At 62.1% G+C, this 18,564-nt stretch carries 21 protein-coding genes; 17 read left to right on the forward strand and 4 right to left on the reverse strand.

Annotated elements, in window-relative coordinates; translation table 11 throughout:
• Positions 1 to 146: 146 nt before the first annotated feature.
• A complete protein-coding gene (locus KKR91_RS07955) occupies positions 147 to 1,358 on the reverse strand; it encodes an IS110 family RNA-guided transposase (protein ID WP_210228458.1) in 1,212 nt (403 codons plus the stop codon).
• Positions 1,359 to 2,223: 865 nt separating this feature from the next.
• Here KKR91_RS07955 and KKR91_RS07960 point away from each other — a divergent pair.
• The 11 genes from KKR91_RS07960 to KKR91_RS08010 all read left to right on the forward strand — a co-directional run bounded on the left by KKR91_RS07960 (position 2,224) and on the right by KKR91_RS08010 (position 11,630).
• A complete protein-coding gene (locus KKR91_RS07960; protein ID WP_210228460.1) occupies positions 2,224 to 2,616 on the forward strand; it encodes a hypothetical protein in 393 nt (130 codons plus the stop codon).
• Between the two features lie 530 nt (positions 2,617 to 3,146).
• A complete protein-coding gene (locus KKR91_RS07965; RefSeq protein WP_210228463.1) occupies positions 3,147 to 3,410 on the forward strand; it encodes an RHS repeat domain-containing protein in 264 nt (87 codons plus the stop codon).
• A 585-nt stretch (positions 3,411 to 3,995) separates the two neighbouring features.
• Positions 3,996 to 4,169, forward strand: coding sequence for an RHS repeat domain-containing protein (locus KKR91_RS07970; RefSeq protein WP_210228465.1), 174 nt, complete (start codon positions 3,996 to 3,998; stop codon positions 4,167 to 4,169).
• A 186-nt stretch (positions 4,170 to 4,355) separates the two neighbouring features.
• On the forward strand, positions 4,356 to 4,811 hold the full coding sequence (locus tag KKR91_RS07975; protein ID WP_210228467.1) for a hypothetical protein: 456 nt from the start codon (positions 4,356 to 4,358) through the stop codon (positions 4,809 to 4,811).
• Positions 4,812 to 4,920: 109 nt separating this feature from the next.
• Positions 4,921 to 6,423 (forward strand): RHS repeat-associated core domain-containing protein, encoded by a 1,503-nt coding sequence (locus KKR91_RS17165; RefSeq protein ID WP_210228469.1) that lies wholly within the window; start codon positions 4,921 to 4,923, stop codon positions 6,421 to 6,423.
• A gap of 851 nt (positions 6,424 to 7,274) precedes the next feature.
• A complete protein-coding gene (locus KKR91_RS07985; RefSeq protein ID WP_210228471.1) occupies positions 7,275 to 7,565 on the forward strand; it encodes a hypothetical protein in 291 nt (96 codons plus the stop codon).
• A gap of 301 nt (positions 7,566 to 7,866) precedes the next feature.
• Complete coding sequence (locus tag KKR91_RS07990) at positions 7,867 to 9,231, forward strand: RHS repeat-associated core domain-containing protein (protein WP_210228473.1); 1,365 nt, start codon at positions 7,867 to 7,869, stop codon at positions 9,229 to 9,231.
• On the forward strand, positions 9,228 to 9,620 hold the full coding sequence (locus KKR91_RS07995) for a hypothetical protein (RefSeq protein WP_210228475.1): 393 nt from the start codon (positions 9,228 to 9,230) through the stop codon (positions 9,618 to 9,620). The genes KKR91_RS07990 and KKR91_RS07995 overlap by 4 nt, the downstream gene beginning before the upstream one ends.
• A gap of 439 nt (positions 9,621 to 10,059) precedes the next feature.
• Positions 10,060 to 10,359, forward strand: a complete 300-nt coding sequence (locus KKR91_RS08000) for a hypothetical protein (RefSeq protein ID WP_210228477.1) — start codon at positions 10,060 to 10,062, stop codon at positions 10,357 to 10,359.
• Positions 10,360 to 10,379: 20 nt separating this feature from the next.
• Entirely contained in the window at positions 10,380 to 10,874 is a 495-nt protein-coding gene (locus KKR91_RS08005; RefSeq protein ID WP_210228478.1) for an Imm26 family immunity protein, read from the forward strand.
• 483 nt (positions 10,875 to 11,357) lie between these two features.
• The gene (locus tag KKR91_RS08010) at positions 11,358 to 11,630 is read left to right on the forward strand and encodes a hypothetical protein (protein WP_210228480.1); all 273 of its coding nucleotides are present in this window, start codon (positions 11,358 to 11,360) and stop codon (positions 11,628 to 11,630) included.
• Positions 11,631 to 11,652: 22 nt separating this feature from the next.
• On the opposite strand, the gene KKR91_RS08015 is transcribed toward KKR91_RS08010, so the two are convergent.
• A complete protein-coding gene (locus tag KKR91_RS08015) occupies positions 11,653 to 12,234 on the reverse strand; it encodes a dihydrofolate reductase family protein (RefSeq protein ID WP_210228482.1) in 582 nt (193 codons plus the stop codon).
• A gap of 263 nt (positions 12,235 to 12,497) precedes the next feature.
• Here KKR91_RS08015 and KKR91_RS08020 point away from each other — a divergent pair, with 263 nt between their 5' ends.
• The 4 genes from KKR91_RS08020 to KKR91_RS08035 all read left to right on the forward strand — a co-directional run bounded on the left by KKR91_RS08020 (position 12,498) and on the right by KKR91_RS08035 (position 14,875).
• Positions 12,498 to 12,839: a hypothetical protein gene (locus KKR91_RS08020; RefSeq protein ID WP_210228484.1), complete on the forward strand. Its 342-nt coding sequence runs from the start codon at positions 12,498 to 12,500 to the stop codon at positions 12,837 to 12,839.
• Positions 12,840 to 12,903: 64 nt separating this feature from the next.
• Positions 12,904 to 13,797, forward strand: coding sequence for an RNA 2'-phosphotransferase (locus KKR91_RS08025; RefSeq protein WP_210228486.1), 894 nt, complete (start codon positions 12,904 to 12,906; stop codon positions 13,795 to 13,797).
• 61 nt (positions 13,798 to 13,858) lie between these two features.
• Positions 13,859 to 14,218, forward strand: coding sequence for a hypothetical protein (locus KKR91_RS08030; RefSeq protein ID WP_210228488.1), 360 nt, complete (start codon positions 13,859 to 13,861; stop codon positions 14,216 to 14,218).
• Between the two features lie 30 nt (positions 14,219 to 14,248).
• A complete protein-coding gene (locus KKR91_RS08035) occupies positions 14,249 to 14,875 on the forward strand; it encodes a malonic semialdehyde reductase (RefSeq protein ID WP_210228490.1) in 627 nt (208 codons plus the stop codon).
• Positions 14,876 to 14,944: 69 nt separating this feature from the next.
• Here KKR91_RS08035 and KKR91_RS08040 read toward each other — a convergent pair whose 3' ends face one another.
• Complete coding sequence (locus tag KKR91_RS08040) at positions 14,945 to 15,730, reverse strand: GNAT family N-acetyltransferase (protein WP_210228492.1); 786 nt, start codon at positions 15,728 to 15,730, stop codon at positions 14,945 to 14,947.
• Between the two features lie 195 nt (positions 15,731 to 15,925).
• Between KKR91_RS08040 and KKR91_RS08045 the strand changes: the two genes are divergently transcribed.
• Together KKR91_RS08045 and KKR91_RS08050 are read left to right on the forward strand one after the other, a co-directional pair.
• Positions 15,926 to 17,683: an MDR family MFS transporter gene (locus KKR91_RS08045; protein WP_210229689.1), complete on the forward strand. Its 1,758-nt coding sequence runs from the start codon at positions 15,926 to 15,928 to the stop codon at positions 17,681 to 17,683.
• Positions 17,683 to 18,216 carry a MarR family winged helix-turn-helix transcriptional regulator gene (locus tag KKR91_RS08050; RefSeq protein WP_210228494.1) on the forward strand — a complete coding sequence of 178 codons (534 nt, stop codon included), beginning with the start codon at positions 17,683 to 17,685 and terminating at the stop codon, positions 18,214 to 18,216. Before KKR91_RS08045 ends, KKR91_RS08050 begins: the two co-directional genes overlap by 1 nt.
• Before the next feature lie 59 nt (positions 18,217 to 18,275).
• Here KKR91_RS08050 and KKR91_RS08055 read toward each other — a convergent pair whose 3' ends face one another.
• Entirely contained in the window at positions 18,276 to 18,551 is a 276-nt protein-coding gene (locus KKR91_RS08055; protein WP_210228496.1) for a hypothetical protein, read from the reverse strand.
• Positions 18,552 to 18,564 lie beyond the last annotated feature (13 nt).

Consider the following 18,564-nt stretch of genomic DNA (forward strand, 5'->3'; position numbering starts at 1 on the left):
TCTTGTAAGCCTGTTATTATCCGAGCTGGATTTACAGGAAGGGAAGCGGGAAACAGGCGCATCAGATACGTCTCTGCGGATGGTCATTCAGTCTCTTCAGGACGCTTCGAGGGCTCTGGAACTGGGGGGTGCCTCTATGGTTTTCGTCAAGCAGCTGAAGGCAGGTTCTTCGGTGCCGGGTCTTCATAGAGTGTGCCGTCGCGGAGCATGGCGAAGAGGACATCGGAGCGGCGCCGGGCGAGGGCAATGATTGCTTGGTTGTGGCGTTTGCCTTCGGCGCGTTTGCGGTCGTAGTACGCCCTGGACGGTGGATGATGCAGTGCGGCGAAGGCTGAGAGGAACAGGGCTCGTTTGAGTTTCTTGTTGCCCCGCCGGCTCGGATGCTCACCCCGGATCGAGGTTCCCGAGCGGCGGGTAACCGGGGCGATTCCAGCGTAGGACGCCAGATGGGCGGCGGACGCGAAGTGCTTGCCGGTGACTTCGGTGAGGATCCGTGCGCAGGTCCTGACTCCGATGCCGGGCATCGAGGTCAGGACCTCGTAAAGAGGGTGGGCCTCCACGAGGGCTTGGACCTGGGAGGCGATCTCATCGCGCTGCCGGCGCAGGGCCAGGAGTTGCTCGGCCAGCTTGGGCAGCACGACCGCGGCTGCGCCGGTGCCTACGACCACGACCGTCTGCTCACTGAGGGCGGTGAAGATGGCTTCGGTGAGGCGTTCGGCAGCCCTTGGTGCATGCTTCTTCAGCCGTGCTTTCACGTGTCCGCGGCCGGCGGTCTTCAACGCAACGGGGGTTGGATAGCGGGTGAGCAGGTCAGCCGCGGCCGGATGGCCCAGATGCGGGCCCACCGCCCGTTCCAGGGCGGGATGGATTTGAGTGAGCAGCCCGCGGATCCGGTTGGAGGTCGCGGTGATCTGCCCGGCGAGGTCATCATCGAAACCGCAGAGCACTCCAAGCTCGGCCAGGGTTTCATCGTCCAGTTCCACCGACCGCAGCGTATGCGGCATGGACCGGGCGGCTTCGGCGATGATCGCAGCGTCCCGGGCATCGGTTTTCGCCTGCCCTGGGTGAAGGTCCGCGATCCTGCGCATCGCCAGCCCGGGCAGGTAGCCTACGGCTGCTCCGGCGGCCTGGGCGACCGCGACGGGCAACGCGCCGATGGTCGCGGGCTGGTCCACGACGACCAGGACTTTCCCGTGGCCACCGAGGTTGGTGAGGACGTCCCGGATTTTGGTTTCGTCTTGCGGCAGGGCCTTGTCGTAGAGCTTCTTCCCGGCCCGGTTCAGGGCCACGGCGTGGTGACCGGTCTTACCGACGTCCAGGCCAAGGAAAACGTCGATGCTCTCTTGCTCCAAGATCATGATTACCCCCCCGGTAGCTCGTGTCGAGACTGACGCGTTGGCTGGTCTGGGGCGGCAGGAGTCGCATCCACGTTACGAATGGCTTCGTTGGTCGTGCCTCTATTAGCGATCCACCGGCCGCCAAGTCGGTTCCGGTGGCAACACCCCCCCCGGATCATGGGTGACTGGGGGCAAAAACCATGCCGGAACCGACCGGCCAACACACCCATATCCTGCATCAGGAAGGGGCTACGAAAAAGGTAAAGGGGTACCGAAAGGGCGAAGGTAACACTCAATGTCGTCGGCCGCCAGGTGTCGGATACTTGGTCGTTTAAGTCGAGTACTGGTGCGCGGATCTTGGAATTCGTACACGCAAGTAAGAGATTTCAATGAAGCCCTGATCGAAACTCAATGAGGCTAGTGGACATCTTGATCGGCTGTTAAAGGACTTACGGTTCGCTGGCACTCGATCTAGATACTCGCCGCTCCGACTGAGTGGTACGAGTAAACTCCCTGCGGAGCATTCGCAGGTGGTGCGGTTACCGGCGTGCCATAAGTCCTCAGTGCGGATACCTGGCACCCCTATTTCGCGGACGATTTGGGCCAGCGGTTCAATTTGGAGTCGGGGCAGGAGGAGCCGTGGCCGGTGGCGCCGTGGACAACGCGATCATTGGTGACAGTTATGGATGGCAAGAGATGGTATTCGACGCCGTCTGTGGGGGAGCGCTTTCATATTTCCCTGGTGCTACCAAGTTGAGCCCATGGACCCCCAACCCCGGTTGGATGGGTCATTCCATTGCTGCTAATGGCGCGGCCCATGCTTCAGCTATCCTAGGGGGCGCGAAAAATGTGTTCTTGGCCCGGACGCAACAGGTATCCTAGGGTGGTGAAAGATGAAGGCGGTGCTGAGAAGGAACACTGGTTGGGTGAGCTCACTGAGCAGGACAAACTGCTGGGAAAAAGAGCGACCCGAATCATCGATATCCTGTGCGTTCTTGCTTTCGTGGCTTGTGCCGGGATAGCGATATTTGTGTTTTTGAGTGTTCCCTTCGGAACTCGCATGGATTACAGCGGACAGTTCGGCAGGAACGGGATCCCAATGCCCATTGCGATGCTCGTCACGCTGGTTGCCCTTTTCCTTTTCTGGCGCACAGGCAAGCAGTCCGATGCTCACCATATGGGGAAAGTCGAACGCGTCGGACTGTATGCCCTCGGATCAGCAATTACGGTTGGTTGTGTTGTTGGTCAGTTGGTTATGGCGCAATCGATCCTTGGCTAAAAGCGGAGCTCGTCTAATTTGAGGTGCGATCCCGGTGTGGCGTGCTTGCTGAAACCGGCGGATTTATTGAGTCTGCGCCCCTTTCGCTGGGTACGTCGACTGAGCCCTGACAGTTTACGAACATCTCTGATGAGGACGGACCGTCCAATTCCTGCATCGCAGATCCCGAGGGTCGGCTCGTCGGTGTGTTGGATTCCCACGACCAGCGCTATGACTCGCACGGCAAACTCGTTTCCTAGCAGTTGAGTTTCTCCCCGACCCACTCTCCCGGCATGCCGAGAACACCGACCCCGCCGGCCACGACTGGACCCGCGAACAACAGATCGGCAACCTGTCCGCCGTCGTCGACCCCACGGGCGTCCGCACCGACACCACCACAGCAGGACCGGCACCGCCACCGTCGCGGACGCGCTCACTTCCGCGACCTACAGCATCGACGAATACGGCCGCCCCGTTCGGGCCGAAGCCGTCGGTGGCTCCACGGAACTGATCACCTGTCCGCCGTTGATCGTGATCCGGCCACCCGCCGTATGGTCATCACCGGCCACACCGGGGACGACGGACTGACGGTCGAGCACGAACTCGGTTTCAACCGGCGCGACCAGCTGGTCTCCCGCTCCCGGGGCAACCAGGGACTGTCCTGGTCCTATGACGCCGATGGGAACCGCACCGGCTTCACCGATGCCCAAGGAACCACCACCACTTACGCCCGCGACGCCGTCGGGCGGGTCAAGGCGGTGCGCAATCCCCGGTTTGGGGAGGCTGTGTTCACGCACCCGGTGCATCTGCCTTAAAGCCCCGCGCTCTGCCGGGATGGGTGGATCATTCCCTAGCCGCTTATGGAGGGGGGCACGCCGCAATCTTTGACGGCGGCTTGGAGTTCGTCTTCGGCAAAGTCGTTCTGGGACGGTGAGGGACTGCGGCGCATGAGAGGAGAGTACTGTGCACCGGAAATAGTTGATTATTCTTGAAGGCATGGGAGTCGTCATGAATCGAGTTGAGAATCAAAAGTGAAAAACGAGGAGCAACCCTGGAATGAACGACCAACCAAAAAGCTGACCGAGCAAGATCTCCTACTGGGGGTCAAAGCCGTCAGGATTATGAAAATCCTCTGTGTGGCTGCAATGTTGGTCTGCGCGGGTCTTGCGGTATTCGTCTTTTCAAGTGTTCCGTCGTCCACGAGGTTGCCCTACAGCGGGCAGTTCGGCAGGAACGGGATACCGATGCCGATAGCGATGCTTGTCGCTTTTGTGCCCCTCGTGGGTCTGTGGAAGGCGACTAAGAAGCCGGATGCGCACGAGATGGGGAAAGGTTCCCGTCTAACTTCTTATATCCTCGGAACCGCATTGATCCTGGCCTTGGTCGGAGCCCAATCGGCTATGGCCCATGCAATTCTAGTGGAGGGCGGATCAGGGAAGGTCACCTCCGTGACCTCGCCCTCGGGAGCGGTCACCCGGTATGAATACGACCTCTGCGGCCGGCCCTGGAAAACCATCGACGCCCTCGGCGCGGTCACGGAACTGGTGTACGACGCCGACCAGCGCATGCATTGAGGGTGCGGTTAACCAGGTGATTCGGCCCGGTGGGGACTTGTCGATACAAAATGTCGGAGCTTCAGCTGGTCTGGGGTTCTTCAACGGTGCAGACGGACCCACAGTCGGTTTGCGCCGCGCGCGCTGAGCCACAATGCAAAAGGGACGGGAACTGAATTGGGACGAAGGATAAAAGGTAGGAACGATATGGAGGGCGCAGAGGCCTTGGATCGTTCTTCGCATAAGTCTCCCCAGCAATCGCGGAAAAATCGGGTATTTGCCTGGACGTTCTTTCTTGCAATTTTGGTTTTGGGCTTGGTCGTGGTGGCCGGGCCTTGGATGGTTACCAGTTACGACAAGGAACACCATGTATCGATTGAATGCAACGTGACTGGCGCTGAAGGGGGACTATCTTCTGCAAGTGCTCGCGGCTCCGCGACCTGGTCACAGGTGAGTATCAGCACGTCAGACTGTGGGACGCTGGTGTTGTCGTCGGGGATCAACCAATCGAACCGGGACGCTATTGCGGCTGAGTTGGCCGTGGGGGGAGAGTTTTCCTTTGAGATTGGGGCGGCCACTCAGTCTTTGCGCTGGCTCACTGATCCCATCGGCATGACGCCGGCAGTATGGGCGTACCAAAAGATCAATGGAGGTCCTGAGTAGGCTACGAAGAAGTCGTTTGGCCCGGTAAGAAGACTCCGACGGGCACCGCACCGGCTTCACAGATGCCACCGGAACCACCACCACCTACAGCCGGGACGCCGTCGGCCGGGTGAAGACCGTTCGCAATCCACGGCTCGGGGAGGCAAGGTTCACCCATGACGCGGTCGGACGGCTGACCGCTGTCACGGCAGGGGAGCTGGTGCAGGAGTGGGCGTACCGCTACGGGTATCTGTCCGAGCACACCCGCATCGACCGTGCAGACCCGGAGGCCTCCGCGGATATCACCCTGATTGGCCGGGCTGAGGACGGCCGGATCATCGGCCTGACCCGCGCCGGCGCGGTGACCCGGTATGGGTACGACGGCGCGGGTCAGCTCGTTGCCGGTGCCACCACGCCCCTGGGGAAAACCGGCGCTGCGGCCACCGACCGGGCGCAGGTCTCGGAGTGGGAGTACGACGCCGGCGGCCGTCTGGTCCGCGAATACACTCCGGCCGGGCCGCGGACGTATGCCTACGACGCGGCGGGGCAGCTGCTGTCGGCGGCCGATGCGGATGGGTCCCGGACGGAGTACGTCTATGACGGGCTGGGCCGGCGGTCCCGGCTGATCGGTGCGGACGGGGCCTGGACCGAATACGCCTGGGGTGAGACCGGGTATCTGCAGGGGACTGTGGACCGCACCCCGGACGGGGCCGAGACCGCCCGGCATGAGCTGTGGGTGGATTTCCTGGGCGAGCTGGCGTCAGTGGACGGGTGCCCGTTGTGGTGGGACAGTGCCAGCGGAATCCCTTCCCTGACCGGCATCGGGAACGAGCAGGTGTTGAACCTGCCCGGCTGTGTCACCGGGATCGGCGAGGCCTGGATAGCCCCGGGTTGGCGGGCTGCCCGGCCGACGGATGAAACCGATCCGTGGCCGGCGCTGGGCGCCTCGGTCATTCCGGAACCTGGTGTTGTGTCCGGCATGGGTGCCGGATCCGGTTCCGGGGTTTCCTCCGGTAGTTTGCCGGCACGAATCAGCCTCACCGGCAACGGCGGCCTGGATGTTGCCGGTCTGGAATGGCTCGGCGCCCGGGCCTATGACCCTACCGCCCGTGGTTTCCTTTCCACCGATCCGCTGGCCCCGGTGCTCGGGGCGGGCTGGGACGGTAACCCCTACGCGTATGCGGGCAATAACCCGTTGAACGCCAGTGACCCTACGGGTCTGCGTCCGTTGACGGACGAGGAGCTGAAGGCGTACGACGGCGCCAGGCGGGGCATGTTGGCGGCCGCTGGGGACTGGGTCAAGGACAACTGGGAGTACGTGGTCGGCGGGGTCGCGATAGTTGGCGGAGCGGCGTTGATGTTCGTTCCCGGCGGACAGCTCGTCGGCGCGGGATTGATAAGTTTCGGTGCCGACGTCGTGATCCAGAAAGCAACCACCGGGGAGGTGAACTGGACGCAGGCCGGGGTCTCCGGCGGTCTGGGCATGCTAGGTTTCGGAGCTGGCGCGATGGCTGGCAAGCTCCTCACGAACCCAGCGGCCCGTGCGGCCGTGACGAACGGTGTCGATGGGGCAGTAAGCGGCGCCGGCGGCTATTTCACTGGGCCGGTCCGCATACTACTTCCGGGGTCCTGAAGGCTGCTGCTGTCGGTGGGGCCACGAGCGCTGTGCCCATGGGCGGGCTGCCTGCTAAAGCCACGACCCGAAATCTGGGTGACCTGCCACCAAGTCTGGAGGGATTGCCTGGTAACCCGGCAGCTAACTTCACAGACGGCGTCTACACTTCGAGATACCTCACGGAAGATACTACTTTCTACCGGGCCGGATTGTCCGGCGAGCAGCCGGGTCGCAGGTGGTCTGGGATGCCCCCGTCAGTATTGCGCAGGTTAGAAATGACAAAGCGTTATGTGACGTGTGGCAAACTGGCGCTGAAAGTCGAATCGATAGCGCGTTCGAGGCCAGGTCCCCCCGGTACTGCGGTGTATGAGGGAATGACCGCGCCGCAGACAGCCATGGATGGAACAATCTATCCGGGCGGGACACCCCAAGTCTTTATTCCAGACGCGAGGACCAGTGCAGAGATAACCAACAAGTGGGGATTAAGTTAGTCATGGGTGCAGATATAAATACTGTAACGATAGAGATGCTGCGGTTCGCTGGGTTACTGAGACTCATGAGTAGGTCCGGTCTAGCTCAAAATTACGAGTCTTTGGCCGTGGAACTCCGAGCTGACCCATCGCCTCAGACTGTAAGTGAAGCACGTGAGTTCATCTTGGATTCCTTTAGGGGAGGCATGGGCGGCCTCACCGACATATACGTACAGAAGAAGGACGGATCGGTAGATGAGGTGCTAAACGCCGAATATGAAAGTCTCCTTCAGAAGCTTACTGATTTCGCGAATGACGCTTAGAAACTGGGCGCAGCTTGCAGACCAGGTTGTGGAGGGGTCACGACTTGGGCGTGGCGGGCTACCAATAGGAGAAGCAGTGTTCATTAAAAACAATTCATATCTGCGTCTGGTTCGTGTTCCCGAGCGCCATGGCATATTCGTCAGGGGGGACAACGTGTACGAAGTGATGACCAGTCCAGGCGTGGTCAAAACCGTGCCGGCCAAACAGTTGGGTGAAGCATTGGGGTTGGCTCCACGTGAACCGAGGAATGACTTGCAGGAATGTCGGCGGACCGCACAGCGTCTCTTTAGGGAGGGCAAGCACGAGGACTGGGTCGAATACTCAACAGCCATCGTGGTGCCCGGCGAATCTCTAACCGCATACTGACGAGCTGTGTGTCATTCTCGACAGATCACGGATCAGAGCCCTCCATGTCCAGATTAAGGCTGGACATGGTGTCGGGCATGTCCGGAAATGCAGGGAAAATCTCTTGTTGACATTGAAGCCCCAATGGGGATGAACTCACAATGGACAAAGGTCCAATGATGTTTCAAGCCGAAGATGCCCGCCCTTGAGTGTTGGACCACCTTGAAGAACTTTTCCTTATACATGTCATTCACCCAGATTCCAAGACGCCTGTAGATCCTGACTATAGCCCGCGTTACGGGAAGCCCTAATTTATCCACGGGTGGATGCCCTCGGTGAACTTGCGACCGTGGACGGTTGCCCGGTGTGGTGGGACAGTGCCAGCGCAATCCCTTCCCTGACCGGCATCGGCGACGAGCAGGTGTTGAACCTGCCCGGCTGTGTCACCGGCATTGGCGAGGCCTGGATAGCCCCGGGTTGGCGGGCTGCCCGGCCGACGGATGAAACCGATCCGTGGGCGGTGCTGGGCGCCTCGGTCATTCCGGAACCTGGTGTTGTGTCCGGCATGGGTGCCGGATCCGGTTCCGGGGTTTCCTCCGGTAGTTTGCCGGCAGGAATCAGCCTCACCGGCAACGGCGGCCTGGATGTTGCCGGTCTGGAATGGCTCGGCGCCCGGGCCTATGACCCTACCGCCCGTGGTTTCCTTTCCACCGATCCGCTGGCCCCGGTGCTCGGGGCGGGCTGGGACGGTAACCCCTACGCGTATGCGGGCAATAACCCGCTGAACGCCAGTGACCCTACGGGTCTGCGTCCGCTGACGGACGAGGAGCTGAAAGCCTATGACGCGTCCAGCCGTGGTGCTTTTGCTGCCGTCGGTGACTGGATGGACGATCACGCTTACCTTGTGGCCGGTATTGCTGTCGTGGCGGGCGTAGCTCTTATGTGCACTGGTGTTGGCGGTCCTGTCGGTGTGGCTTTGATTGGTGCCGCCTCGGGCGCACTGATCAGTGGCGGCGTCTCGATTGCTTCGCAGAAGGCTGCTAATGGCAATGTAGATTGGGGTCAGGTTGGTGTCGATACGCTGATCGGTGGCGCTGCGGGATTGGCTGGTGGTGGAGCCGCGGCGGTTATATCGAAGATTGCCCCCACCGTGGCACGGGCAGCCCCGGCGGTGGCACGGGCCGGCCGCGCGACTTTGGCCCGGCTCCCAGTAGGACAGATGGGCAAGTCCGCAGTCACCAACGCGCTAGGTGGTGGCGTAAGCAATACAGGAATGTATCTCATAACGGCTGAGGACCGGTCTTTCCGAGGCGTTGCCGGCGCGTTCGCAGGTGGCGCCGTTACCGGTGCCGTAAGTCCTCAGGGTGGATACCTGGCACCGCTAGTTGGCGGACGTGGTGGACAAGCAATCCAATTGGGCATCGGGGCAGGAGGAGCTGTGGCTGGTGGCGCCGTGGACAAAGCGATCGCTGGTAAGAGCTACGCGTGGCAAGAGGTGGTATTCGATGCTGCCGGGGGCGGAGCTCTTTCCCATTTCCCTGGTGCTTCTGCGTTGAACCCCGGGAACTCCAAGCCTGGATGGATGGATCATTCCTTCGCTGCTAATGGTGCCGCCCATGCTTCAGCTATCGTGGGTGGCGCAAAATTTGTCCTAGGCCCGGACGCAGCAGGTATCCTATCGCGGTGAAGGATAATCCAAGTGCTCAGAATCAACATCGGTTACGAGAACTCACTGAGCAAGATCTGCTGCTAGGGAAGAAGGCATCTCGAATCATCGATATCCTCTGCCTTGTTGGTTTGATTGCCTGCACGGGAATTGCGGTTTACATATTTATGAGTGTCCCCCTTGGTGCTCGGATGTCTTACAGTGGACAGTTCGGTAGGAACGGGATTCCGGTGCCCGTGGCGATGCTTGTTGTTTTGGTTGTTCTTTTTCTCTTCTGGCGCGGCGGCAAGAAGCCCGATGCCCACCATATGGGGAAAGGTGGCCGTATCGTACTTTATATCCTAGGGCCGGCAATAGTTGTGGGGTGTGTTGCTGGTCAGTTGGTTATGGCGCAATCGATCCTTGGCTAAAAGCGGAGCTCGTCTAATTTGAGGTGCGATCCCGGTGTGGCGTGCTTGCTGAAACCGGCGGATTTATTGAAGTCTGCGCCCCTTTCGCTGGGTACGTCGACTGAGCCCTGACAGTTTACGAACATCTCTGATGAGGACGGACCGTCCAATTCCTGCATCGCAGATCCCGAGGGTCGGCTTGGTTTCGGTGCGGGCGCGATGGCTGGCAAGCTCCTCACGAACCCCGCCGCGCGTGCGGCCGTGACGAACGGTGTCGAGGGGGCAGTAAGCGGAGCCGGCGGCTATTACAACGGTCCAGGACCATACAGCCGCGGGCGCACTAAAAGCCGCCGCGACAGGCGGCGCCACGAGTGCGGTGCCGTTACCTGGCGCGGGTAAAGCCCATCTGACCCCCTCGGCTACGCCAAGGCTGGGAGACCTCCCCACTAGACCAGAAGGGGTGGTCTACCTGCGCATTGACGACCTCGGCGGCGTGAAACCTTACGTGGGGCAGTCAAAGAGCTGGGAAAGGTACGATTTGCGGCAAACTGAACACGACCGCGCTTTCCCTGAAGCACGGTTCCGGTTCGAAGAATTGGGCTTCGCCGATCCGGGAGTCAAGTTGGATAGGCTGGAAGAGTTCTACATCCGCCAGCATGGCGGGCCAACAAACAAGGGGAATCCGGATGGTCTGCTTTCGAACAAGCGACACCAGATGAATGATATGCGATATACAGATGCTGGAGGAGATCTATGGTAAGGGCTCAAAAATGGGCTTCTTTGAAAGACGGTGACGTCTTCAAGATTCCTCTAGGCGATGGCAGGGCGGCTGTTGGCCAAGTTGTTTCTTCATACTTGTCCGCGTATTACGTGGTTATTTTCGATTTCGTGGCATCGGAGGAAGAAGTGCCTTCGCTGGTCACGGAGGCGCTCCAGTCTGAGCCACTCTTTGCTGGATTGTCGAGGGATGCCCTGTTCCGACCAGGGCGATGGCAGGTGCTCGAAAACAGGACAGTAGACAGTCGAAAATACCTCCCGGCATACAAAGTCGGGTGGCAGGTTCCAGGAGAGTACATGGTGGTGGACTTTTCTGGTGAGAGAATGCGCCCTGCCACTGAATTGGAGAAGGAGATACTGCCCAACAGGACTACATTATCTGCTGCGATCTTTGAAGATGCTGTCCGAGCGCACGTTGGTTTGGAACCTTGGAAAGAGTTCTTCGATGAGCTCCGCGTCGGGGATAGTGTCAAGAGCGCTGACCTTTTCGACGCCTGAGGAGGCCAGCTGACGGGGGCAACTGCTCTGAGGGGCATGGAGTTGCGCGATAATTTTCTTTGGGACCCGGAATCCCATTGATGCGGATTAGTCCGATTATGTCGGCGGATCAGTGGGAGAGGGAGACCGCCGGCTGGCGTGTCCGAAGGCAGAAGTTTAAGAAAAGTCCAGAGATGCCATGCAAGAACGTCCCCAGTCACCGGCACGACCCGATGTGGCACGTCTGCACCTGAACGCGAGCCCGCGCAGCTGATCTCTCCGCTCGGCACATTAAGAGGGTCCCGCCCCGGGTCATTCCGGGACGGGGGGGGTCTGGAGAGTCAGGTTCTACGGTTTGTCCTGAGATAAGCCCGGAGCTTTTCTGCGCGTCGTGCCTACCCCCACGACCGGTGCTCGGGAGATCGCACCCTCGGATGCCTGAATGTCAGCCAGAGTCCACGGTTGAGGGAGTTTTACAACGAGCTCATTCAGACTTTCCCTCCAATGAACGGACCTGATTCTCCGACGTGTGCGGAAATCGACGAGGATTCGGATGTGGAAAGCCGGGTCGCCGACTACACGATCGGGACGAGATTGGTCTATGGGGCGTTTGCGTGGAGTCAGGAGGCCCAGGTGCGGTCTCTTTTTACTGCCTTGGCTTCAAAACATGGTGTTGCCGTCGCTTTGGTCAGCGACGGCGGTGAGATCCTGCGCCCGTCGGCACCCGGAGCCGACAAGAGCGCCAAGCCGGCACGCAAAAGGTTCTGGGGCAGGTGAGCCGCCCGGCCGCTTGGATCGCTCAGCGGCGTACCTGGTAGCGCAGGTGAAGCACCCGGTTGCCCTGAATCACCGCGTCAGGTTCCTCCAACAGGTGCTGCGCGTCGACCGACCCGAAGTAGCGCTTACCGGACCCGAAGACGACGGGTGCGATGTCCATGCGCACCTCGTCCACCAGCCCCGCGGCAAGCGCCTGGCCGCCGACGTCGCCGGCTGCGACCTCGACCAGACGGTCACCGGCAAGCTCCTGCGCCCTGGCCACGCCAGCTTCGACGCCGTCGACGAAGTGAAACGGCGCCTCGGGGTCCCAGCCTTCGGGCTTGGGCCGGTGCGTCACGACGACCACGTGATCGATTCCGCCGGGGGGCTTCCCATCCCAACCGTCCGTCAGGTCAAAGACATGGCGGCCGGCGACGGTGGCCCCGATCTGGTCCCAGTACGGCCGGATGTAGTCGTAGGACGTTTGTGACACCTTCAACTCACCGCTTTCATCCAACGCCACGTCGCCGCTGAGCAGCCAGTCAAACAGCGGTCCGGGCTGGTCGTCCCTGTCCGCAATGAAGCCGTCCACTGAAACCGATGCATACATGACTACTTTGCCCATGGTTGCTCCTCGTCTCGGCGCTGCCCTCGGTCGTCATACAGTCCCTCCAGTGGAGCCCGTGGCGCCTGGGCCTCTTTCTCCACGGCCACAGTATTGTTGCCGCCCAGCCCGGGTACACCCCGCAATGTGAAGAACGGGCATGCTTGGGGAAAGGCGGCCTTACCGGCTTCCATGGCTGCAATACACTCGCCGTAGGCTGCCATAGACTCACTGCATTCGGACACGCCGTTCGGCGTTCATAGCCTGAAGGAGACCCATACCCAATGTCGGACAACCCGGCTCTGCCGGCACTTTATGACCACATGATCGAGTGCGGGATTGTCGATCTGGATCCTTGGGCCCTGTTACGGGGAGACAAGCAATGCCGCCGCGCACAACATATTGAGAAAGTACTCCCAGGCTGGGGAATCATTCCTTTTGCGCAGAGGACTGATAACGATGATGTGGCGTGCTGGACCGGCAGCAAGGTTGTAGTGATCGACGACTGGGATGTTTGGGCGGACGAGAACGGGGCGCCAAAACGCCATGTGGCACGCGAGTACGCCTCCATGGAGGAATGGTTCCTTGCTGCCGCGCAGGACTTCATCGAGTTCGACTGGAGCTGACCCGTGTCCAAGGCTCCGGCACCAGATAGTAGCTCCGGCACTAGATAGTAAAGGCAGCACATACATGAGCAGCATCCCCAGCCGGACAGATATCAGCAGGCTGTTGTCCCATGCACTTCGCCATGTGCCCGGTGAGTACGGGCTGGTGCTGGACCCCGAAGGATGGGTGCCGGTCAGCGAGGTGCTGGGCGCCTTCCACCGGCTTGGCCCGGAGTGGGAATCCGTTGACGAAGCAGTGCTCCAGGACGTGCTGGCTGCGGCAGAGAAAAAGCGGCACCAGATAAAGGACGGCCGGATCCGGGCCGTCCATGGACACTCCGTCCCCGTACAGCCATCGAATCAACCGAGCCAGCCCCCTGCGGTGCTCTTCCACGGGACCGCACGCGACGCCGTCGCCGCGATCCGTGAAGCAGGAATCCTGCCCATGCAGCGGCAGTACGTCCATCTCTCGGAAACCGTGGACCAGGCACGGCAGGTGGGGAGGCGCAAGGACACGGACCCGGTGATCCTGGCCGTTGATACCAGCCTCGCCGTCTCGCAGGGGGTTGGCTTCCACCGGTCCGCTTCGGGAGTCTGGCTGGCCGAAACCATCCCCGCTGCCGCGGTGGACATCCTGGAAGAGGGTATCGCCGCCCCTGAAAGCGTCATGGCCAGCCCCGAAAGACTCCGGCAAATCACCGCGGAGCTGGTCGCGCTTTATGAAGAGTATTCCTATGACGACATGGCACGATACTTCAAATCCGTGCTGGCCATGGTCATCGAGGCCGAGGGCCGCCCCGCTGTTTGTAAGGATGTTGCCAGGGACATCCTGTCCGCCTACCGCGGAATGGGCAGCCTGAATGATCAGGTAATAATGCATAACGGAGTGGTTGCCTACGAGGCAAACGGCCGCCTCAATAAGTTGTTGAGGGAACTGCACTCAGTGGCAGTGGAGCTGGCCACCCGGCGACCCGACTGACCACTTCAACAAAGCCTTGACGTGAAGTAAAGCTTCATGGCACGCCGTCAACTCAGCACCGATGCGCCGAGTTTGCTGCCTGCGGCGCTCAGCGCGACGGCGCCCACCAGGACCGGTCCGAGAGTCCGCCACCTTCCCGGCAGACCAGGCCGGAGCCATCAACGGCATCTTTGAGGCCGGCAGTCCGATTGCCCTGAACAGCCTGCCGCCGGAAGCTCCGGGATTCGCCGCGCAGTCGCTGGCGCTGGAGGCGCTGGGCCAGGGCCTCTCGAAAGCCTCCGCAAGCAGTAGCCGGCCCGGGGAGGGGCGACGACGGCGGCAGGAATGTGCCGCCGTCGTCGTCATTTCCATCACGCGCGGCGGCCGCAACATGCGGACACCGATGGGGGAGCGGCAGGGTTTATGCGTTTGTATGGATTGACACCCAGTCTCCCAGCACAAAGGTCCGGCCATGAGTACAGACATCAGCACTGAAAACACCACCACCGAGTACATCCTGGACGGCGAGAGCTTGGATGCGATTTTCCGCGAGGCACGCACGGCCAACACCTTTACCGATGAGCCGGTGACCGACGAACAGCTGCGCACCATTTACGAACTGACCAAGTTCGGGCCTACCGCCATGAACATCCAGCCACTGCGCATCACCTGGGTCCGCTCCGCCGAGGCGCGCGAAAAGCTGGTGGCGCACATGGCCGACGGCAACAAGGCCAAGACGGCGTCGGCACCGATGGTTGCCATCCTCAGCTTCGACACCGAGTGGCACGAGCAGTTCCCGGTGTTCTTCCCCATTGCTCCCGAGCGCAAGGCCATGTTTGACGGCAACGATGAACTGCGTGCGGTCATGGGCAACAACAACGGGCACCTGCAGGCCGCCTACTTCATCATGGCCGTCCGTGCCGCCGGCCTGGCTGCCGGACCCATGGGCGGCTTCGACCCCGCCGGCATTGACGCCGAGTTCTTCACCGGCCGGAACCAGCGCAGCTTCATGGTGGTCAACATCGGCAAGCCCGGCGAAAATGCCTGGCACCCCCGCCTGCCGCGCCTGGACTACGACTTCGTCACGGCAACGGTCTAACCAGCGGGTACGACGGCGGCGCTGGGCGGGTTGGTACGCCCCTGGCCCGACGGCGGCGCGCCGGGCGGGTCAGCGCCGCCAGTGGTACGGCGTGGTGCTGGAGACCCGGACCAGTCCGTAGCGTTCCAGGATCGGCCGGGAGTATTCGGTGGAATCGCTGTGGATCAGGGTCTTTCCCAGCTTCAGTGCGGAGCGTGCGCGGGCAGCGGTGAGGGCGCGGTAGATCCCCTGCCCGCGCCACTGCGGAAGGGTCGAGCCGCCCCAGATCCCGGCAAAATCTGTGCCCGCCACCGGTTCCAGCCGGCCGGCACTGACGATCGTGTCCCCGTGCTCGGCGATCCACAGCTCCATGTCCGGGCTCTTCCCGACCCGGCTGAGGAGGGATTCGGCGTTGTTGTTGGAGGCCGGATCGCCGAATACCTCGTCCTGCATCGCGCTCATGGCGCGGATGTCGGCTTCCTCCGTGACTTTGCGCAGGTGCACTCCGGGCGGAAGCTGAACGTCCACGGCCAGGGCGGCCGCTTCGCCGATCATGATCGCTTCCGGCGCGCCCGGCTCGAACCCGTTGCGCACCAACGCGTCGTGCAGGCCCGGTGCGTGATCGTGGCCCCGGGTCTTCCATTCCACCCGGGTGACGGCGGGGTCCCGGCGGTAGTGGGCAAGCGCTTCCACCACCCATGCCCGGATCGCGGACTCGTCAGCGTCCTCGAACGCGCCGTGGGTAATGAACCCCATGCCGCCGTCGAAGGTTGCGAGCCACAAAGGCCCGAGGCGGACGAGGGCGCTTGCTCCGGTGATCTCCGCATCGGTGCGGAGCTGGTTCTCATACGCGGTGAGGTGCTGTGAAAGTGTCATTGATTGCCACGGTACAGCGCCGGACCCGGGGATGTGTTCCGACTCACGAAATAGTTGATAGACAGCAACTACTTATATAGTTGATACAAATCAACTATTAGCAGGAGCCCGATGTCCCCCGAAGCACGTCCCGATCCGAAGAAGACCATCAAGAAGGGAAAAGCCCCAAAGCGGACCGCTTCCCCTGATGGCACCATGACGCACAAGCAGGTGCTGGAGTCCCTCTCCGGCCTGCTGCTGGGCATGTTCGTCTCGATCCTGGCCGGAACCGTGGTGTCAACCTCCCTGCCGCTGATCGTCTCGGACCTCGACGGCGACCAGTCCGCGTACACCTGGGTGGTGACCGGCACGCTGCTGGCAACCACCGTTTCCACCCCGCTCTGGGGTAAGTTCGCAGACCTGTTCAACCGCAAGCTCCTCATCCAGCTTGCCCTGGGCATCTTTGTGCTGGGATCCGCCCTGGCCGGCTTCTCCCAGGACACCAGCACGCTGATTATCTTCCGCGTCCTGCAGGGTCTGGGCGCCGGCGGCCTGGCCGCACTGAGCCAGATCATCATGGCCGACATCATCAGCCCGCGCGACCGCGGCAAGTATGCCGGCCTGTTCGGCGCCGTGATGGCGGTCGGAACCGTCGGCGGCCCGCTGCTGGGCGGCGTGGTCACCGATGCCTTCGGCTGGCGCTGGAACTTCTTCATCGCCCTGCCCGTCGCGATTGCCGCGATCATCCTGCTGCAGCGCACCCTGCACCTGCCCAGGCACCCCAAGCGCAAGGTCCATATCGATTACCTGGGCGCCGTACTGATCGCCGGCGGCGTCTCCCTGCTGATGGTCTGGGTCACCCTGGCCGGCAACCAGTTCGGATGGGCCTCCCTGGCCTCGGTCCTGATGGTCGCAGGCGCTGCCGTGCTGCTGATCGCCGCCGTGCTGGTCGAGTTCAAGTCTCCCGAGCCGATCATCCCGCTGTCCATGTTCAAGAACCGCACCTTCACCCTCGCCGTCGTGGCGAGCATTTCCGTGGGCGTTTCCATGTTCGGCACCTCGGTCTTCCTGGCCCAGTACATGCAGCTGGCCCGCGGTGCCACGCCCACCGAGTCCGGCCTGCTCACCATCCCGATGATGGCCGGCCTGCTGATCTCCTCGACCTACTTCGGCCGGGTCATCAGCCGCACCGGCAAGTGGAAGGCCGTGATGATCTCAGGCGCCGCACTGACCGTCGTCGGCTCCGTCCTGCTGGGCACCCTGGCCTATGACACCAACCTGGTGCTGGTGGGCATCTACATGGCCCTCCTTGGCGCCGGCCTGGGCATGCTCATGCAGAACCTGGTTCTCGTGGTCCAGAACTCCATTGAGGTCAAGAACCTCGGCGTGGCCACCAGCGCGGTGACCTTCTTCCGCAGCCTCGGTGGAACCGTGGGCGTGTCGGTGCTCGGTTCCGTGCTGGGCACCATCGTGGCCTCCGAAATCAAGGAGGGCATCACTGCCCTGGCTCCGGCCGACCAGGCCGCCGCCGCCGTCGCCCTGGGCAGCGGCTCCATTCCGAAGATTTCCGAACTGCCGGACACTATTGCCGTCCTGGTGGAGAGCGCCTACGGCGTGGGCGTGGGCTCCGTCTTCCTCTACAGCGTGCCGCTGGCCGTCATCACGCTGCTGGCCGTGATCTTCCTGCCCAATGCATCCTTGGGGCGGCAGAACGCCGTGCAGCTCAAGAACGCGGCAGCGGGCACGACGGCGGCGGCTTCCGTAGGCGCCGCGGCACCTGCTGCCGGTGCTCCGGTGTCCGTGGCGCCGGCAGCGCCGGCCCCCGGCGAGGGAGATGACTCTGCGCAGACCCGTGACGAGGAAATCTCCGATTCAGAGCTCCGGATCCTGGCCGATGTGGCGACCGGGGCAGTCGGCCTGGTGGATCCGCTGTCTCCGGTTCAGACCGCGGATTCGGATCCCGGGCGCCCGTAGTGGCTGTGGAACTTCCGGATTTGACCCCTGCGGACCGTGGCCCGGCCGAAGCTGAAGACGGCAGGGCCGAGGCGATCAGCGAGGTTGAGGAATCGCTGAGGCTGCTCACCGAAGCAGTCCGGGCGAGCATGCGCGATGCGGCCAAGGGCATCGACCCGGCACTGTCGCTGTTCGGGCTGAAGGTCCTGCAGTTGCTCAAACGGGTGGGCCCCACCCAGTCCGGTGCCGTGGCCGAGCTCCTCATGGTGGACAAGAGTGTTGTCAGCCGGGTGTCCCGGCAGTTGGAGGAGCTGGGGCTCATCGAGGTGAAGCCCGATCCGTCGGACGGCCGGGCCAGGGTGCTGGCTCTGACTCCGGATGCGGCCGAGCGGGTGCGGGCGGTCCAGACCGGAATCATGCTCGACCATGACGTCCTGCATGCCTGGACGGCCCGGGAACTCCGGCAGTTCGCCGGGTATCTCTCCCGGCTCGGTCCGCGTACCGGATCGCGTACCGGATCGCGTAGCGGTCCGCCTGCGGACAAACCTGAATAGCACCACACAGCAAACAAGCCGGACCCTTCTTTGGGTCCGGCTTGTTTTTTGCCGTTGGTCTACTCCGCGCTGTTCTGCGGGTCGGTCTGCGGACTGTTGTCCTTCGGCTTCTTGCGGCCCTTGCCGGCCAGCATCGAATAGGCGGTAGTGAGTACAAAGATCTCACTGACATAGCCCAGGGGGCTGTCGGGCAGGGGAGCGAACTGGTGATAAAGCACCAGCGCGGAGACCGCCAGGATGACCGGATGGGCCTTCAGCAGCCACTCCTCCGGCACTTCCCGGGGCCAGGGGAAGAAGCCGTCTTCGGTCGCGGTGTCGGCACGGTTTGTCTTCATGCCCTCCATCCTC

Source organism: Arthrobacter jiangjiafuii (assembly GCF_018622995.1).
Classification (GTDB): domain Bacteria; phylum Actinomycetota; class Actinomycetes; order Actinomycetales; family Micrococcaceae; genus Arthrobacter_B; species Arthrobacter_B jiangjiafuii.

Coding starts and splice junctions, on each gene's coding strand:
- KKR91_RS07955 (WP_210228458.1), bottom strand. CDS start 1,358: ATGATCTTGGAGCAAGAGAGCATCGACGTTTTCCTTGGCCTGGACGTC.
- KKR91_RS08055 (WP_210228496.1), bottom strand. CDS start 18,551: ATGAAGACAAACCGTGCCGACACCGCGACCGAAGACGGCTTCTTCCCC.
- KKR91_RS08025 (WP_210228486.1), top strand. CDS start 12,904: ATGAGCAGCATCCCCAGCCGGACAGATATCAGCAGGCTGTTGTCCCAT.
- KKR91_RS07965 (WP_210228463.1), top strand. CDS start 3,147: ATGGTCATCACCGGCCACACCGGGGACGACGGACTGACGGTCGAGCAC.
- KKR91_RS08020 (WP_210228484.1), top strand. CDS start 12,498: ATGTCGGACAACCCGGCTCTGCCGGCACTTTATGACCACATGATCGAG.
- KKR91_RS08015 (WP_210228482.1), bottom strand. CDS start 12,234: ATGGGCAAAGTAGTCATGTATGCATCGGTTTCAGTGGACGGCTTCATT.
- KKR91_RS08035 (WP_210228490.1), top strand. CDS start 14,249: ATGAGTACAGACATCAGCACTGAAAACACCACCACCGAGTACATCCTG.
- KKR91_RS07970 (WP_210228465.1), top strand. CDS start 3,996: ATGGCCCATGCAATTCTAGTGGAGGGCGGATCAGGGAAGGTCACCTCC.
- KKR91_RS08040 (WP_210228492.1), bottom strand. CDS start 15,730: ATGACACTTTCACAGCACCTCACCGCGTATGAGAACCAGCTCCGCACC.
- KKR91_RS07975 (WP_210228467.1), top strand. CDS start 4,356: ATGGAGGGCGCAGAGGCCTTGGATCGTTCTTCGCATAAGTCTCCCCAG.
- KKR91_RS08045 (WP_210229689.1), top strand. CDS start 15,926: ATGACGCACAAGCAGGTGCTGGAGTCCCTCTCCGGCCTGCTGCTGGGC.
- KKR91_RS08030 (WP_210228488.1), top strand. CDS start 13,859: ATGCGCCGAGTTTGCTGCCTGCGGCGCTCAGCGCGACGGCGCCCACCA.
- KKR91_RS08010 (WP_210228480.1), top strand. CDS start 11,358: ATGAACGGACCTGATTCTCCGACGTGTGCGGAAATCGACGAGGATTCG.